This window comes from Aurantiacibacter marinus, from assembly GCF_001021555.1.
Lineage (GTDB): Bacteria > Pseudomonadota > Alphaproteobacteria > Sphingomonadales > Sphingomonadaceae > Alteraurantiacibacter > Alteraurantiacibacter marinus.
In genome coordinates this window covers 738,780-754,741 of the sequence record NZ_LDCP01000001.1, presented here as the reverse complement: position 1 = coordinate 754,741, position 15,962 = coordinate 738,780, and the positions used below count along the sequence as shown (strand labels likewise).

The window sequence follows — 15,962 nt, the reverse complement described above, 5'->3', positions numbered from 1 at the left end:
CTTTCAATCATATTCTGTAATGATGGCGGAAAAATCCCGTGCGCCATTTCCCGCTGCATCGAAAGCTTCGTACAATTCCTTCGCCATGCCGCCAATGCGCGGAGCCACGCCGGCAGTTTCCGCCGCTTCCATCGCCAACCGCAAGTCCTTGAGCATCAGACCGGTAGCAAAACCGCCCTGATAATCATTATCTGCTGGCGATTTTGGTCCCACGCCGGGCACCGGGCAATAGCTTGTCATGGACCAGCACTGCCCGGAACTGACGCTGGAAATATCGTAGAAAGTCTGCGGATCCAGGCCAAGCTTTTGCGCCATGGCAAACGCTTCTGCCGTCCCGATCATCTGGACGGCCAGCAACATGTTGTTGCAGATTTTCGCGGCCTGCCCGTTGCCCGCATCGCCAGCGTGGATCACCGCCTTGCCCATATCGTTCAAGATTGGTTCGGCCCGCTTGAACCCTTCTTCGGTTCCGCCGACCATGAAGGTCAATGTACCGCCCTCTGCCGCCGCAATCCCGCCCGATACCGGGGCATCAACCATGAGGTATCCGGCCTTGGCCGCCGCCTGGCCGACTTCACGGGCAGTCGCAACATCTATGGTAGAACAATCCAGCAGCACGGCACCTTTGGGCGCATGGCCGATGACGCTGTCGGTATAGACGCTGCGCACTATGGCACCATTGGGCAGCATAGAAACCACTGCATCCACGCCTTCGCAGGCCTCCTGCGCATCATGAAAAACGGTGCAGCCCTTCGCCTCTGCCGCCGCCAGAGCATCCGCAGACAAATCGAATGCGCGCACGTCATGACCGGCCTTGGCAAGATTTGCCGCCATGCCGCCGCCCATGTTTCCCAGACCGATAAATGCGATTTTCATGTGTCTCTCTCCTTGTCATGTTGCCTGACATTTCATGCTGGGTCACGCAAGCGCCAGCACTCCGGTAAGTACGTGGCGCACAAGATCCACCTGCCCGCGCGCGCCGGTCTTGGCATAGATTTTCTTGGAATAGTTACGCGCTGTCTCGATTGTCAGGCCGTGCTCCTCGGCGGCCTCGGCAATGGAGAGCCCCTGCGCCATGGACCATGCCAGCCGCGCTTCGCTGGGTGTCAGATCAAACAGATCGACCAATTGTTCGGCACGATCTGCCGAGGATGAGCGATCGCCCCGGATATACACCACCGCTACTGCATCTGTCCCGCCTGCCAAGGCTTCAAGCCGCAAAGGCGCCGCCAGAATATCGATCCACGGATCATGGCTGAGATTGATAGCGCGTGGCCGCGCGCGTGGCGTTGTCGCAAATTCTCGCACCAGCGCAGTCAGTTGGCGATCGACTGCGGGGGCAGCCGGCGTCAGCCGGTTATAATGCCCGCGCCGCAAAATGCCCGATTGCTGCATCAATCGCTCCGCCTGCGGGTCGCAGTCGACGATCCGGCACTTGGCATCAAGCGATATCCAGCCGAAGTTGATCCGGGCAAAAACCTCGGCGCTCATTTCCGATCGCGCCCGTTCGCGCTCAACACTGGCAAGCACGCGCAGAGCAGTGCTCATGTGCGGGGCGAGCGCGGAAAGCAGACTCGCGATGTCCGCGCCAAGATTCGCATCACCGGCCAGTATCAGCGCGGCATCCAATCCCGATTCCTCGCAAATGCGGACCACTTGCAGAGCGGGGATAATCGCAGTGATATCCGCATCAAATTCACTGCGCCCGTAAACACGGCCTTCGCGCAGCGCGATCTCGCCTGTGCCAGTTTTCGCGATCAGCGGCCGAAGGCGCTCTTCCCAACCTTCCTGTCCGGATGCAAGTCGTACCGTTTCCGCGCCTTTCGTAGGGCGAAGCATGATCGCGGCGAAGCCCGCCCCTGTCACCTGCCGCAGACGGGAGAGAAAGGTATGCCACATAGGCTGCTCAAACATGCCATCATACAAAGGGACCAGCAGTTCTGTCTCGCCAAGATTTGGAATGCGCATGAACTGGAGCATACCCCCTCCCAAATGGGAGGTCCACCTTGATTGCGTCCGTCCTATGCCGCGCTGCAACAAGAGCCACAAGGGACACCATCCGTGACCGCACCACTGACTCACCTGCAACGCCTCGAAGCTGAAGCGATCCACATTATCCGCGAAGTCGCGGCCGAGGCTGACAAGCCCGTCATGATGTATTCGGTCGGTAAGGATTCTGCCGTGATGCTGCATCTGGCGAAGAAGGCCTTTTACCCCTCCCCCCCGCCGTTTCCGCTGCTGCACGTCGACACCACTTGGAAGTTCAAGGAAATGTACGCGCTGCGCGAAAAGGCAGCTGAAGACGCGGGCATGGAATTGCTCGTCCACCAGAACGCCGAAGCGCAGGAACGCGGCATCAACCCATTCGATCACGGACCCTTGCATACCGACATGTGGAAGACCGAAGGGCTGAAGCAGGCGCTCACGATGCATGGCTTCGATGCAGCCTTCGGCGGAGCCCGCCGGGATGAGGAAAAGAGCCGCGCGAAAGAGCGCATCTTTTCCTTCCGCACCGCCAGCCACGGCTGGGACCCGAAGAACCAGCGGGCGGAACTGTGGAACCTGTACAATGCCCGCAAGAACAAGGGCGAAAGCATCCGCGTTTTCCCGATCTCCAATTGGACCGAGCTGGACGTATGGCAGTATATCCAGCTGGAAAATATCGAGATTGTTCCGTTGTATTTCTCCGCGCCGCGCCCGACTTACGAATGGGAAGGCGGTCTGTTCATGGCCGACGATCCGGAGCGGCTGGAACGTGTTTTGGGATATATGCCCGAAATCACCATCAAATCGGTCCGCTTCCGCACGCTCGGCTGCTCCCCGTTGACAGGAGCAGTCGAAAGCGAGGCCAAGACGCTTTCCGAAGTGATCCAGGAAACGCTGCTCACAACCACAAGCGAACGGCAGGGACGTGTGATCGACAAGGATGCTGGCGGTGCCGGCATGGAGAAAAAGAAGCAGGAGGGGTATTTCTGATGGCTCAAGATACCAGCGGCAATTCCGTCTACCAGACCGAAGCCCTCATTGCAGAAGACATCGACAGTTATCTGGAAACGCACCAGCACAAAACGATGCTGCGCTTCATCACCTGCGGCAGCGTGGATGACGGCAAAAGCACGCTTATCGGGCGGCTGCTGTATGACAGCAAGATGATCTTCGAAGACCAGCTCGATGCGCTGAGCGCAGACAGCAAGAAGGTCGGCACGCAGGGGCAGGAAATTGATTTCGCGCTGCTGGTGGATGGCCTGGCGGCGGAACGCGAACAGGGCATCACGATCGATGTTGCCTACCGCTTCTTCAACACTGAAAAGCGCAAGTTCATCGTCGCCGATTGCCCGGGGCATGAACAATATACGCGCAATATGGTGACCGGTGCTTCCACCGCTGATCTTGCCGTGATCCTGATCGATGCGCGCAAGGGCGTGCTCGTGCAGACGCGCCGCCACAGCTATCTGTGCCACTTGATCGGTATCAAGAACATCGTGCTGGCAGTGAACAAGATGGATCTGGTCGATTACGATCAGGCCAGGTTCGATGCGATCGTTGCCGACTACGCCAAGTTTGCAAGCGAGATCGGGATCGAGAGCTTCACCGCCCTGCCCATCAGCGGGTTCAAGGGCGACAACATTACGGCAGCACCTTCAGAAAAGACGCCGTGGTACGTCGGCCCAAGCCTTGTCGAGCATCTCGAAGGCGTCGCGGTGCTGTCCGAAGTCGCTTCGCAGAAGCCGTTCCGCATGCCGGTGCAATGGGTCAATCGCCCCAACCTCGACTTCCGCGGCTTTTCCGGTCTGATTGCGACCGGATCTGTAAAGCCGGGCGATGCCGTGCGCGCTCTTCCCTCGGGCAAGACCAGCACTGTCAAAAGCATCGTGACGTATGACGGCGATCTGGAGGAAGCGATTGCCGGTCAGGCCGTCACCATTACACTTGATGACGAGATCGATTGTTCACGCGGCGATGTATTGTGCGTCGCGGACAATCCGCCCGAAACCGCCGACCAGTTCGAAGCGACACTGGTGTGGCTGAACGATGAAGACCTGCATGTCGGGCGTGGCTACTGGCTCAAACTGGGCACACAGACCGTATCCGCCACCGTGCAGCAGCCCAAGCACCGCGTTGACGTAAACACCATGGACGAACTGGCGGCCAAGACCCTGTCGCTGAACGATATCGGTGTCGCCGAAGTCTATGCAGACAAGGCATTGGTGTTCGAATCCTACGCCGACAACCGGACTCTGGGCGGCTTCATTCTGGTCGACAAGATCACCAATGCAACCGTCGCTGCCGGAATGCTGAATTTCAGCTTGCGCCGCAGCCAGAACGTGCATTGGCAGGCGAGCGACATAACGCGCGAACATCATGCGAGCATGAAGAACCAGACACCGCGCGTTCTGTGGTTCACGGGCCTTTCCGGCTCCGGCAAATCGACAATTGCGAACGAGGTTGAGAAGAAGCTGGCACTGATGAACCGCCATACCTTCCTGCTCGACGGGGACAATGTCCGTCACGGCCTGAACAAGGACCTTGGCTTTACCGAAGCGGACCGGATAGAGAATATCCGCCGCATTGGCGAAGTGGCCAAGCTGATGACCGATGCGGGGTTGATCGTGCTCACCGCCTTCATTTCGCCCTTCCGTGCAGAGCGGCAAATGGTGCGGGAAATGCTGGAAGGCCATGAGTTTGTGGAGATCTTCGTCGACACTCCCTTGGAAGTTGCTGAAGAACGCGATGTGAAGGGTTTGTATAAAAAGGCCCGGGCAGGCAATCTGAAGAACTTTACCGGGATCGACAGCCCCTATGAAGCGCCCGAAGCGCCTGAAATCACCGTCAACACTGTCGAGATGTCGCCCGAAGAAGCGGCAAATTACATCATCGACAAAATCCTGCCTTTGAAGTGAGTAGTGCCCACATGACCTCTCCCCGAACCGACGCCGAGCTTGCTGCACACCTTGCCGAATGCGCTGGCCGCATCCTGATCGAAGTGCGCAATTCGGGCATGTTCGAAGGTAAATCACTGGGCAAAGCGGGCGACCAGACGGCCAACGAATTCCTGATGCACGCGCTGCGCCAGCAACGCCCCGATGACGGGCTGCTGTCGGAAGAAAGCAAGGATACAGAGGAGCGGCTGGAGAAAGATCGCGTGTGGATCATCGATCCGGTGGACGGCACTCGCGAATATGGCGAGGAACGCTCCGACTGGGCAGTGCATGTTGCACTGGCCGTTGGCGGCGTGCCGAAGATCGGTGCTGTTGCCCTGCCCGGTTTAGGCCAGGTCCTGCGGACCGACCGGCTGGTGGAAGTGCCCGCCGCGCCTGAAAAGCTGCGCATGGTTGTCAGCCGCACCCGACCTGCTGCGGAGGCTGTCATGGTGGCAGAAGCAATCGGCGCGGCGCTCGTGCCGATGGGCAGCGCCGGAGCCAAGGCCATGGCGATCTTGCGCGGAGAGGCAGACATCTATCTGCATTCGGGCGGCCAGTTCGAATGGGACAGCTGCGCCCCTGCTGCCGTTGCCGCAGCACACGGCCTGCATATCAGCCGGATCGATGGAAGCCCGCTGATTTACAATCAACGCGATACCTACCTGCCCGACCTGCTGATTTGCCGGAAAGAGCATTCAGAACTGGTGCTGGGAATTTTGCAGTCAGCGGCGTAAGTCCGGGCCTAATTAGCCGATCACGCCGAGCGCTTCTGCCTCGCTGATAACTTCGGCATATTTGGCCTGAAGATCGAACAAATTCGCTTCATGCGGGCCTTCATGACGATCAGCGCAGGCCTCCCGCACGATCAGCGGGATAAACCCGTGCTGCATGGCATCCACGCCGGTGGCGCGTACGCAGCCCGATGTCGAGTAACCGGTGATCAGCAGCGTATCGACGCCGATCGCCGTCAATGTCGCGGCAAGCGGAGTGCCGAAGAACGCCGAGGCATATTGCTTGGTCATTACCAGTTCGCCCGCTTGCGGCTCCAGCCTGCCCGGAAAGGCGCCGCGCGGCGAGCCTGCGTCAAAAACCTTGAGCACCGGCGCCTTGCGATAAAACACCCCGCCATCCGCGCCGCCCGCCTGATATTCGAGATTGGTGAAGATGACCGGCATCCCCGCAGCCCGCGCGGCGTCTGTCAGCCTGACATTGCTTTGCAGCGCTTCCTCGGCAGTTTGCATAAACAGTGGCGAGCCTTCCTCAAGGTAAGCCATCACCACATCGACAATCAGCAGAGCCGCTTTGCGGCCCGGCGCTAGCTTGCCATTGTAAACGCCCGCATAATTGTCCTGCACGCTGCTGTCAGTCATCAGACAACGCCTTCCTCGGCCAGTCTGGCAAGTTCAGCTTCGTCCAGCCCCAGCGCAGCACCATAAATTTCCGCATTGTCCTGCCCCGGCACCGATGGCGCCGCGCGCCGCACGCTGGACGGGGTTTCGGAGAATTTGGGAAAGGCGTTCTGCATCTTCAGCTTGCCGTAACGCTCCGTCTCGACCTCGATGATCGCATCACGCGCCTTGAAGTGCGGGTCCGCCAGCATGTCCGGCGCGCGGTAGACACGGCCTGCCGGGATCGAATGTGCGATCATCGCTGCGTCCACCTCTTCAACGGTGAGCGTGCTGGTCCAGGCATTGACCATATTGTCCAGCTCTGTCTGGTTCTTGCCGCGCGCAATGTGCGTGGAATACCGGTCATCCTGTGCCAGTTCGGGTTGACCCATGGCCTGCGCCAGCCGCGCGAAAATCGCATCATTGTTGGCCGCGATCATGAATGGCCCGTCCTTGCACTGATAGACGTTCGAAGGCGCAATGCCGGGCAGGATCGAACCGGACCGTTCGCGGATGAAGTCATTGTGATCGAATTCAGACACCAGCCCTTCCATCACCTGCAATACCGCTTCGTATAACGCAGTATCGACAATCTGGCCTTGGCCGGTTTTATCCCGGTGATGCAGCGCGGCGAGCACGCCCATGCAGCCATAACTCGCGCACAGCGTGTCGCCGATGGAAATGCCCATGCGCGATGGCATACGGTCCGGTTCGCCCACGATGTAGCGCCATCCGCCCATTGCTTCCCCGATGCCGCCAAAGCCAGCGCGGTTGGAATAGGGGCCATCCTGACCGTAGCCGGACATGCGCGCGATAATGAGTCCCGGATTATCGCTATGCAATATCTGGGGGGACAGGCCCCACTTCTCCAGCGTTCCCGGCTTGAAATTCTCGATGAGCACATCGGCTGTGGCAATCAGTTTCCGGGCTATCGCCTGTCCTTCTGGCACGCGCAGATTGCAGGTGACCGACTGCTTGTTGCGGCCGATGACTTCCCATTGCACCTTTTCTTCGCCCTGCCCCCAGTCACGCATGGGATCTCCGCGGCCGGGCGGTTCCACCTTGATGACATCAGCGCCCATATCGCCAAGCAATTGACCGCAGAACGGCCCGGCCAGCAGCTGGCCCATTTCCACGACGCGCAGACCTGCGAGTGCGCCAGTGGCCGGAGCATTCTTGGGTGTGCTCACTCTGCCGCTTCCGCCATGTGTTTGTGATTGGCCCATTCCGGCTGCGTGGGTGCGGGCAAGCCTGTTTCCGCAAGGCAGTTGGCTCGCAGTTCATCAAGATTGGGACCATAGTCGAACAGAGGCAACTCGCCGCGATCCGAAGTGATCTCCTTTCGCAAAGCCGCCGTCGCATTCTGATCCACAGTGCCATCGGCAGCCAACACCACGCCATATGCGCGCGCGCCTTCTGCTGTCACGAGGCCCTGCTCCACTTCCAGCGCCACCAATTCAGGATCGCGTTCAAGCGGGTCGCCCCAGCCGCCACCGCCCCAGGTGACGAAGTGCAGCAAATCGCCTTCCTTCACGTCAACATCTTCAACCTTGTTGCCGACGACTTCGCTGGTCCCGTCGGCACGTTCAAGCAGCTTGGTCGCCCGTCCACCCGGAGCGCCGCCATTCACGCCCCACGGGGGCACGAACCAGCGATCATCATGCACCGCGATCTGGCCGTCGGCCAGGAAGCGGTACGTCATGCGGATGCCATTACCGCCGCGATGCTTGCCCGCACCGCCGCTGTCTGGTTCTGTCGCGTAACGTTCAATCCGCAGCGGGAAATAACGCTCGAGGAATTCGTTCGGGACATTAGTAAAGCCCGGCCACAGCGAGTGGCCATCCGGCCCGTCGCCCATCGGCCTGCCGGGAATGCCGCCAAAGCCGATCTGGAACAGCTGGAACCATTCCCCCGATTTGCCTTCACGGTTATCCCACCCGCTGTAGAACAGATGCGGGCTGGAACTGAATCCGGCAGCGTTAAGGAATTCCGGTGTCTTCTGGCCCAGCAAGCCGCCCAGAATGTCAAAAATCCGTCCCAAGGCGTGGGTCCGGCCCGAAAGCGCGGCGGGGAATTTCGGCTTCAGCAGCGATCCTTCGGGGATGCGCACATCGATCAGATCATAGAACCCGTCATTGAACAGGATCTGCGGATCGAACACCATGATCATGTAGATGCCGAAGAACATCTTGAACATGTTTTCATTAAGATAGAAGTTGATCGACGCCGCGCTTTGCGGATCGGTGCCTTCGAAATCGAGGATCACCTTGCCGTCTTCGCGCCACATCGTGCATTTGATCTTGTAAGGGCCAAAGCCCTTTCCATCATCGCAGACGTAGTCCTCGAAACTCACCGGCTCTTCCGCGATAGCCATGCCGATCAGCGCGTTCATGGCGCGGTGGTTGCGTTCCAGCAATTCCTGCGTGGCGGAGAAATACACATCGTCGCCAAAGCGCCCCGCCATTTCGATGACGCGGTTGGAGGCAACCCGGCAGCTGGCAATCAACGCATTGAGGTCAGCCTGGCACCAGTCGGGTTTACGCGTCTGGTGCATCACCAGCTTCATCAGATCATCGTTATATTCGCCCTTCTTCCAGATTTTTACCGGCGGAATGCGAACGCCTTCTTCAAAGATGGAGCTGGCCTTGATCGGCATGGAGCCAACAACGCTTCCGCCAATATCGGACTGATGGCCGAACATGGCAGTATAGGCGATCAGGCGGCCATCCTTGAACACAGGCAGCAGCACGAGCCAATCGTTGGAGTGGCTGACGGCGCCTTCGCAGGAATAGGGATCCGACAGGAAGATCATGTCGCCATCCTCCAGCGTCCCGTCGAACTGGCGCAGGAAGCCGTCGATGAAGCTGCCGAACTGGCCGACGATCATCTTGCCCTTCGCATCCGCAATCAGCGGGAAGGCATCCCCCTGTTCACGGATACCGGGCGACATGGCAGTGCGCACCAGTGTAGCATCCATTTCGATGCGAGCATTGCGCAGGGCGTTCTCGATAATGTCCAGCGTGACCGGATCGATGGCAACACGCTCGAATGGAGTGTCGTTCGTTTGAATGATTTCAGCGGGCATCGCGTGTGCCTCCTCAGGCCGGATTGATCAGGATGTTGCCGACAGCGTCGATTGTGGCGACGCAGCCGGTTTCGACCAGCGTGGTCGAGTCCATTTCGGTGATGATGGCAGGGCCGGGGATCGTATCGCCCTGACGCAGCCTGGAACGGTCGTAGATGATCGCCGCATGCTCTTCCCCGTCCATCCAGAGAGTGTGATCGCGGATCTTCGCAGCCGAAGGGTCGCCGTCGCCTTTCTCAAGCTGCGCCGCCGGCAATTCCAGCGATGCACCCTGCGCCACGGCGCGCAGGTTCACGATTTCATGCGGGGTATCCATATTGAAGGTGAACAGCCGGTGGTGCTCCTCATCGAAGCGCGACAGGATGCCTTCCAGCCCCTTTTCACGCAGCGTGGCCTGATCAATGGTCAGCGGCACTTCAAACGCCTGCCCTGCATATCGCACGTCGATTTCAAATTCACTGGTGATGCTGTCTGCCGGGATTCCATCGGCTTCCAGTTCAGCACGGGTTTGCGATGCCATTTCATCCAGCAGCGCAATCAGTTCGTTCACATCGGTAGCGGTCGCAAGGCGGCTGAAACTGCGCGCAGTTTCGGTCCGCATCCGCGTGGTTGCATCACCCAGCGCACACAGCACGCCGGGGGAAACGGGCGAGACAGCAGGCCAACTGCCCATCAGCCGCGCCACGGCGTTCACATGCAGCGGCCCAGCCCCGCCAAAGCCCATCAGCGCGAAGTGGCGCGGATCGTAACCTTGCTGGACGCTGATCATCCGCAGCGCGCCGAACATGTTTTCGTTCACGATATCGATGATGCCGCGGGCGGCTTCCATCAGACCCACGCCCAAAGCATCGGCAATTTTCTGCACCGATGCCTTCGCGCCTTCCCGGTCCAGCTTGAAGCTGCCGCCGAGCAGGTTTTCCGGCAGATAGCCAAGAACAACATTCGCGTCGGTCACAGTCGGTTCCTCACCGCCCTTGCCGTATGCGACAGGTCCCGGGACCGCGCCCGCGCTTTGCGGGCCGACACGCAACGCGCCGGTCAATTCAGGCACGAAGGCGATCGAGCCGCCGCCCGCACCCACGGTTTTCACATCAAGCGACGAAGCGCGAACTGACAGGTGCCCGACCTCAGTCGTGCGCACCCGGCGCGGCTCCAGATTTTCGATGAGCGCAACGTCGGTTGACGTGCCGCCGACATCGAGCGTGAGAATGTTCTTCAGGCCGGCATTCTTCGCCACCCAAACGGCACCGGTCACACCGCCAGCAGGTCCGGACATCAGGATATTGACGGGATGCTCCTCAGCCTTCTGGCTGCTCATCAATCCGCCGTCGGACCGCAGCAGCGACAATTTGCCGGTCACGCCTGCATCGGCAAGGCGGGAGCGCAGATTGGTGAGGTAATTGCTGACCACAGGCCGCACCGCCGCATTGGCAACGGTGGAAAGCGTGCGTTCGTATTCCTGCATTTCGGGCAGGACTTCATGACTTAGAGATACAGGAATGCCGGGCATGATTTCTGCCGCAAGCTCTCCGATGCGCGCTTCGTGTGTGCCGTTGGTATAGGCGTTGATCAGGCTGACCGTCAGCGCCTCTACGCCTGCATCCTTCAGCTTGGTCAGCGCGGCGCGAACAGATGCCTCGTCCAGTTCTCTCACCATCTTGCCATCGGCGCCCATGCGCTCTGCCACTTCCACAGTGTCTTCCAGCGCGGCCAGCGGCTGCGGCTTGGGCCAGACGATCCAGCCTGCCAGCCCGCCGGGTACAAAGCTGCGCGCAATCTGCATGATATCGCGGAAGCCTTCGGTAACGATCAGGCCAACCCGCGCGCCCTTGCCTTCCAGAACCGCATTGGTGGCCACGGTTGTGCCGTGCAGGAAGAATTCGATATCACCAGCATCAACGCCAGCCTCTTCGGTAATCGCAATCACGCCATTCAGAATGCCTTCGGAGCTATCCTGCGGTGTGGACGGGGTTTTGTGCCGCCAAAATTGGCCGCTGTCATGATCGAACAAGAGAAGGTCGGTGAATGTCCCACCGACATCCACTCCAAGGCGATAGCGCATCAGGCGTGTTCCTTTTCTATTGTTGCAGCGGGCTTTGGAAAGCCGCCCGCTCTGCCCACCAATGCAGGCAATTGTTTATCCATCACGCCGGTAAGCCAGCGGTGCGTGTCGATCAGTTGTTCAATGTCGAGCCCGGTCGAAATCCCGGCCCGTTCAAGCATGTAAACCACGTCCTCGGTTGCCACATTGCCTGCTGCACCCGGCGCAAACGGGCAGCCGCCAAGTCCGCCGATGGAGGCATCCACTGTGCGAACACCGGCAGCAACGGCGGCCCAGACATTGGCAAGGCCAGTGCCGCGCGTGTTGTGGAAGTGGACGCGTACCGGGATCGGAGCGATCACCTCAGCGACCGCATTCACGAGACGGGTAACATGCGCCGGGTTGCCGACGCCTATGGTGTCGGCAAGCGCGATTTCGACGGGGTTTGCTTGGGCCAATTGTTCAGCCATGGCGACGACGCGCTCTTCAGGGACTTCGCCTTCAAACGGGCAGCCGAAGCTAGCGCCAATCGTAACCTGCCCGGTTTTCCCGGCGGCCTGCGCCATCGCTACCAGCTCCTGCGCCACCGCAACCGATTGATCGCTCGTCTGGCGCTGGTTCTTCTGCGCGAAAGTATCGGTGGCAACGCAGACCGCGCCCAATTGATCAATGCGGCCGGTCGCCAGCGCGCGTGTCGCCCCGCGGTCATTCAGCACAAGACCGATATATGTCACGTCATCGCGCTGGGGCAGACCAGCGCAGACAGCATCGGCATCGGCCATTTGCGGCACGGCCTTCGGACTGACGAAGCTGGTGACTTCGATCCGTCGACTGCCTGCCGCAATGGCCCGCTTAATCAGGTCGAGCTTGTTGGCGGTCGAGACGTGCACGCTCTCGTTCTGTAGGCCATCGCGAGGCCCGACCTCGACCATCTCGATCACACTTGTATACAATTTGTCAGTCATGCGCGGCGCTTCCGGTCTGCCGCGTCGATGGCCGTCAGTCCATGATGTGCGTCTGCATATGCGTGATACGCGCGGCGAATGTGCCCCGACATGATGGACTGTGCCCAATCGGCATCTTTGCGCGCGAACGCAGCAAGCAACTCATCATGCTCCGCGCTGGAACGCGCAAGCTCATCGACACCGTAATGGTGCGCGGTGCGCCAGATAACAGGCTGTTCGATCAGAGTGGCCAGCAAGGTCGCGAGTCGCCGCGACGAAGCAACTTTCAGTATGAGCGCGTGAAAATCGCGATTCAATTCCAGAAACAAATCAACGTTCGGCGGAGTGGCCTTTACCGCCCTGCGCAGCTCGGCATTGCATCTACGAAGCTCTTCCAGCGCGGCATCACTCATGCGCTCTGCAGCAAGCTTCGCAGCATGACCTTCCAGCATCGCACGAAGCTCGAACATGTCAGCGACATCGTCCAAAGACCAATCCGCAACGAACGTGCGCTGCGTGTCGTTTCGCCTGACCAACATATCCGATTCGAGCCGCCGCAACGCATCTCTCACCGGCGTGCGCGATACACCGCATCGATCCGCCAACGCTTCCTCGACAAGCTGCTCTCCAGGAGAGAGTTCGCCAGATACAATCATTGAGCGAATTGTCTCGAAAGCACGATCCGATGCGCGCGACATTTCTGGCCTCCAAGGGTTGACGAATAGGATTTGTATACAATAATGCGGCTCTACTGCAAGCTGCACTTATCCGATTCACGAACACGCCGGTCGGAAACTTTAGGGGAGAATTTCCAATGCGCGGATTCAAATCACTGCTTTTCGCCGGCATCGCCGCCAGCCCTTTGATCGCCTTTCCCGCCCTTGCCCAGGATGCAGGAGAGGAAGGCGCGCAAGAGCGAGACGACAACACCATTATCGTGACCGCTCGCCGGCAAGACGAGCGTTTGCAGGATGTGCCGGCTTCTGTATCCGTTCTTTCGGCTGACACCCTTGCAAATACCGGCGCAAACAGCGCCGATGATTTCGCGCAGCTCACTCCGGGCGTCACCATTGTGACCGGTACGGCGGAAGCTGGTGACACGCAGATCAATATCCGCGGGATCAACGGTGCCCGCGATGCGGAAAGCTCCGTTGCACTGGTTGTCGACGGAATTCTGAAAACCAACACCGCCCAGCTTAACCAGCCGCAAGGCACATTGCGCCAGGTGGAAATCCTGAAAGGCCCGCAAGGCGCGCTGTATGGACGTAATGCCGCCGCTGGTGCAATTGTTATCCAGACGCTCCTGCCAGGTCCGGTGCTGGAAGGCGGCGGGCGCGTATCTTACGCCAACGAAAACACGTTTGAAGGCACAGCCCATCTTTCCGGTCCGATTTCGCAAGACATCGGCTTTGTCCTGTCCGGCTACTACCGGACAACCGATGGCTTTTTCGAAAACACTTTCCTGCCGGACCCAAACACGGTCGACAATCAGGAAGTCTGGTCGCTGGACGGGCGGATTGTGGCTGATCTTGGTCCGGCCACCGAACTGGATATCAAGGCGCGCTATTCCGAGCTGAGCGGTGCCTCGATCAACTTCAACTCATCCTTCCACCTGCCCAATTTCGCTGGCGTAAACCCTGCATTCTATGAAGATGTGAACGAGCATCCCTTCGGCTATTACGGCAACATCACACCTTCCAACACGCAGGAAAGCTTCGATATTTCCGCGAAGGTCGAACACGAATTCGACAGCGGCATGGTGCTGACAACATGGGCCTTATATTCCGACGTCTCGCAGGCACTGGTTGCGGACGGCACTTCCGCTGATTTCGCGCGCTTCATTTCCAATGTCGATCCGGCTGTGGACGGCGCTGTGGCAAGCTGCTTCGCCACAACCGATCAGCTCACCGGATTTCCCGTCAATCAGCCGCTTGGCATTGGCGAAATCCCTGTCCCCTTCATTTTCGCACCGGCCAATGGCTCCACATTTGGCGCGTATAGCCCGACGACGTGCGATGGCACGCAGTACCAGACGCGCAGCCAGTCTGACCTCAGCGCAGAAATCCGGCTCGCTTCAAGCGGAGACGGTCCGCTTGACTGGCAAGTGGGCGCGTACTTCCTTACAATCGACCGCGAAGTAGGGGTGAGCATCGGCGCTGATACGGGTCAGGGCGTCATCCAGAACCTCTACAATCCGCCCAACAGCACGAACCCCACTTCGCTGTTGCTGGCCGATCAATTTGATACGGACGTCTATGCTGCTTTCGGCTCTCTCGAGTATGAATTCAGCCCGCAATTTACCGCTGGGCTGGCACTGCGGTACGATATTGAAGAGCGGTCGACCAATTCGCTGGTTCCGGAAGCGTTTGATCCGTTTACCGGCAACGAGATAAATCCGGGTCAACGGTTTGGCACGCTGTCGCCGCAAAATGAAACCTTCCAGCAACTGCAGCCGCGCATCAACCTCAGCTATCAGCCGACACCCGATCTCAATCTTTACGCAACCTGGGGTGTCGGATTCAAATCTGGCGGTTTCAATAATCAGGGTGCCTCGGCATTGATTGATGCCGAATTCAACCAGTTCATCGGCGCAAACGTTACGATTGAAGACCAGTATCGCAAGGAAGTCAGCTCCGCTTTCGAGCTTGGTTTCAAGGGCTCCTTGCTGAACGATGCAATCACCTTCGATCTGGCAACATACTACACCCAGATCGACGACATGCAGTTCTTCGAATTCTTCGTGGGTGGATTTGGTCTGCTGCGCGTTGTGTCGAATATTGACGAGGTCGAAGTGCTCGGCGCGGAACTGAACCTCGCGGCAGAGCCGATCGATGGCTGGACAGTTTATGGTGCGTTCAACGTGACCGATAGCGAGATCATAGCCAACAGTTCGCGTACATATACTGTAGGCAACAAATCGCCTTACACGGCAGACTGGACGCTGAACCTGGGTACGCAGCTGGATGTGCCAATAAGCGCCAGAGCCGATGCGCTGCTGCGCGTTGACTACCGCCTGACAGGCCCGACTTGGTTCCATTCGGTGCAGGATCAGGTGCGCCCGACCTTGTTCTCCGGCCTGCTGCCGATATCGGCACTGGCCCCTATCCCTGCAGAGGTTGGTGATGCCGATTATTCTGTTGCACAGCGTGATACATTCGGCGTTTTCAATGCGCGGGCAGGCGTCGATTTCGGTAACGTCCGAGCGTATATTTTCGCCGACAATCTGTTCAACGAAAAATATCTGAACGAAGTTATTCCGGCCATTGAGTTTGGCGGTTCCTTCATTTCGCCCGGCGCGCGTCGTTTGATCGGTGTGGAGCTCGGTTTCGACTTCTGATCGATAAATCCCGGACCGGCCAAGCGTTTGCTGACATGCAAGGCTTCGCCGGTCTGAGGACATTTCTGCGGCTTTCCGGTCAAGCTGGTGGAGGGCGATACACACAGCCGCTTCGCGCTCCAGGTTTTGCCTGATGACTGGGGCGAGCTGAGTGTAACGATGCATCTGCGATGCCGAGTTCCGATCCCCGCTTCCCAATGTGCATTCTCCGCTTCATACACCCGCCCGGGCAAGGGCTCGGGCAG

General features: G+C 59.1%; 12 protein-coding genes. 4 read left to right on the top strand and 8 right to left on the bottom strand.

Annotation, left to right across the window (positions count from 1 at the left end; translation table 11 throughout):
* Window positions 1-3: 3 nt before the first annotated feature.
* Together mmsB and AB731_RS03710 are read right to left on the bottom strand one after the other, a co-directional pair.
* Window positions 4-876, bottom strand: a complete 873-nt coding sequence (gene mmsB, locus AB731_RS03715; RefSeq protein WP_047092366.1) for a 3-hydroxyisobutyrate dehydrogenase — start codon at window positions 874-876, stop codon at window positions 4-6.
* A 42-nt stretch (window positions 877-918) separates the two neighbouring features.
* Window positions 919-1,980, bottom strand: coding sequence for a helix-turn-helix transcriptional regulator (locus AB731_RS03710; RefSeq protein ID WP_231638827.1), 1,062 nt, complete (start codon window positions 1,978-1,980; stop codon window positions 919-921).
* An 81-nt stretch (window positions 1,981-2,061) separates the two neighbouring features.
* On the opposite strand from AB731_RS03710, the gene cysD reads away from it, so the two are divergent.
* Genes cysD through AB731_RS03695 form a run of 3 tightly spaced genes read left to right on the top strand, consistent with a single transcriptional unit; the run spans window position 2,062 to window position 5,656 of the window.
* The gene (gene cysD / locus AB731_RS03705; RefSeq protein ID WP_047092367.1) at window positions 2,062-2,976 is read left to right on the top strand and encodes a sulfate adenylyltransferase subunit CysD; all 915 of its coding nucleotides are present in this window, start codon (window positions 2,062-2,064) and stop codon (window positions 2,974-2,976) included.
* On the top strand, window positions 2,976-4,901 hold the full coding sequence (gene cysN / locus AB731_RS03700) for a sulfate adenylyltransferase subunit CysN (protein ID WP_047092368.1): 1,926 nt from the start codon (window positions 2,976-2,978) through the stop codon (window positions 4,899-4,901). The genes cysD and cysN overlap by 1 nt, the downstream gene beginning before the upstream one ends.
* Window positions 4,902-4,912: 11 nt before the next feature.
* A complete protein-coding gene (locus tag AB731_RS03695; RefSeq protein WP_047092369.1) occupies window positions 4,913-5,656 on the top strand; it encodes a 3'(2'),5'-bisphosphate nucleotidase CysQ in 744 nt (247 codons plus the stop codon).
* A gap of 12 nt (window positions 5,657-5,668) precedes the next feature.
* Here AB731_RS03695 and AB731_RS03690 read toward each other — a convergent pair whose 3' ends face one another.
* The 6 genes from AB731_RS03690 to AB731_RS03665 are packed head-to-tail and all read right to left on the bottom strand — an operon-like array spanning window position 5,669 to window position 13,078.
* Window positions 5,669-6,292, bottom strand: a complete 624-nt coding sequence (locus AB731_RS03690) for an isochorismatase family protein (protein ID WP_047092370.1) — start codon at window positions 6,290-6,292, stop codon at window positions 5,669-5,671.
* Complete coding sequence (locus tag AB731_RS03685; protein WP_269429502.1) at window positions 6,292-7,500, bottom strand: CaiB/BaiF CoA transferase family protein; 1,209 nt, start codon at window positions 7,498-7,500, stop codon at window positions 6,292-6,294. Before AB731_RS03685 ends, AB731_RS03690 begins: the two co-directional genes overlap by 1 nt.
* On the bottom strand, window positions 7,497-9,395 hold the full coding sequence (locus AB731_RS03680; RefSeq protein ID WP_047092371.1) for a hydantoinase B/oxoprolinase family protein: 1,899 nt from the start codon (window positions 9,393-9,395) through the stop codon (window positions 7,497-7,499). Before AB731_RS03680 ends, AB731_RS03685 begins: the two co-directional genes overlap by 4 nt.
* A gap of 13 nt (window positions 9,396-9,408) precedes the next feature.
* The gene (locus AB731_RS03675) at window positions 9,409-11,457 is read right to left on the bottom strand and encodes a hydantoinase/oxoprolinase family protein (protein WP_047092372.1); all 2,049 of its coding nucleotides are present in this window, start codon (window positions 11,455-11,457) and stop codon (window positions 9,409-9,411) included.
* Entirely contained in the window at window positions 11,457-12,401 is a 945-nt protein-coding gene (locus AB731_RS03670; protein ID WP_047092373.1) for a hydroxymethylglutaryl-CoA lyase, read from the bottom strand. Before AB731_RS03670 ends, AB731_RS03675 begins: the two co-directional genes overlap by 1 nt.
* Entirely contained in the window at window positions 12,398-13,078 is a 681-nt protein-coding gene (locus AB731_RS03665; RefSeq protein ID WP_047092374.1) for a GntR family transcriptional regulator, read from the bottom strand. The genes AB731_RS03670 and AB731_RS03665 overlap by 4 nt, the downstream gene beginning before the upstream one ends.
* Window positions 13,079-13,194: 116 nt before the next feature.
* On the opposite strand from AB731_RS03665, the gene AB731_RS03660 reads away from it, so the two are divergent.
* The gene (locus AB731_RS03660) at window positions 13,195-15,717 is read left to right on the top strand and encodes a TonB-dependent receptor (protein WP_047092375.1); all 2,523 of its coding nucleotides are present in this window, start codon (window positions 13,195-13,197) and stop codon (window positions 15,715-15,717) included.
* The last annotated feature ends 245 nt before the right edge of the window (window positions 15,718-15,962 follow it).

What these genes read in the sequence shown, in the direction of transcription:
- mmsB (WP_047092366.1), bottom strand. Translation starts at nt 876, where the DNA reads ATGAAAATCGCATTTATCGGTCTGGGAAACATGGGCGGCGGCATGGCG.
- AB731_RS03710 (WP_231638827.1), bottom strand. Translation starts at nt 1,980, where the DNA reads ATGCTCCAGTTCATGCGCATTCCAAATCTTGGCGAGACAGAACTGCTG.
- AB731_RS03660 (WP_047092375.1), top strand. Translation starts at nt 13,195, where the DNA reads ATGCGCGGATTCAAATCACTGCTTTTCGCCGGCATCGCCGCCAGCCCT.
- AB731_RS03670 (WP_047092373.1), bottom strand. Translation starts at nt 12,401, where the DNA reads ATGACTGACAAATTGTATACAAGTGTGATCGAGATGGTCGAGGTCGGG.
- AB731_RS03680 (WP_047092371.1), bottom strand. Translation starts at nt 9,395, where the DNA reads ATGCCCGCTGAAATCATTCAAACGAACGACACTCCATTCGAGCGTGTT.
- AB731_RS03695 (WP_047092369.1), top strand. Translation starts at nt 4,913, where the DNA reads ATGACCTCTCCCCGAACCGACGCCGAGCTTGCTGCACACCTTGCCGAA.
- cysN (WP_047092368.1), top strand. Translation starts at nt 2,976, where the DNA reads ATGGCTCAAGATACCAGCGGCAATTCCGTCTACCAGACCGAAGCCCTC.
- AB731_RS03675 (WP_047092372.1), bottom strand. Translation starts at nt 11,457, where the DNA reads ATGCGCTATCGCCTTGGAGTGGATGTCGGTGGGACATTCACCGACCTT.
- AB731_RS03665 (WP_047092374.1), bottom strand. Translation starts at nt 13,078, where the DNA reads ATGTCGCGCGCATCGGATCGTGCTTTCGAGACAATTCGCTCAATGATT.
- AB731_RS03690 (WP_047092370.1), bottom strand. Translation starts at nt 6,292, where the DNA reads ATGACTGACAGCAGCGTGCAGGACAATTATGCGGGCGTTTACAATGGC.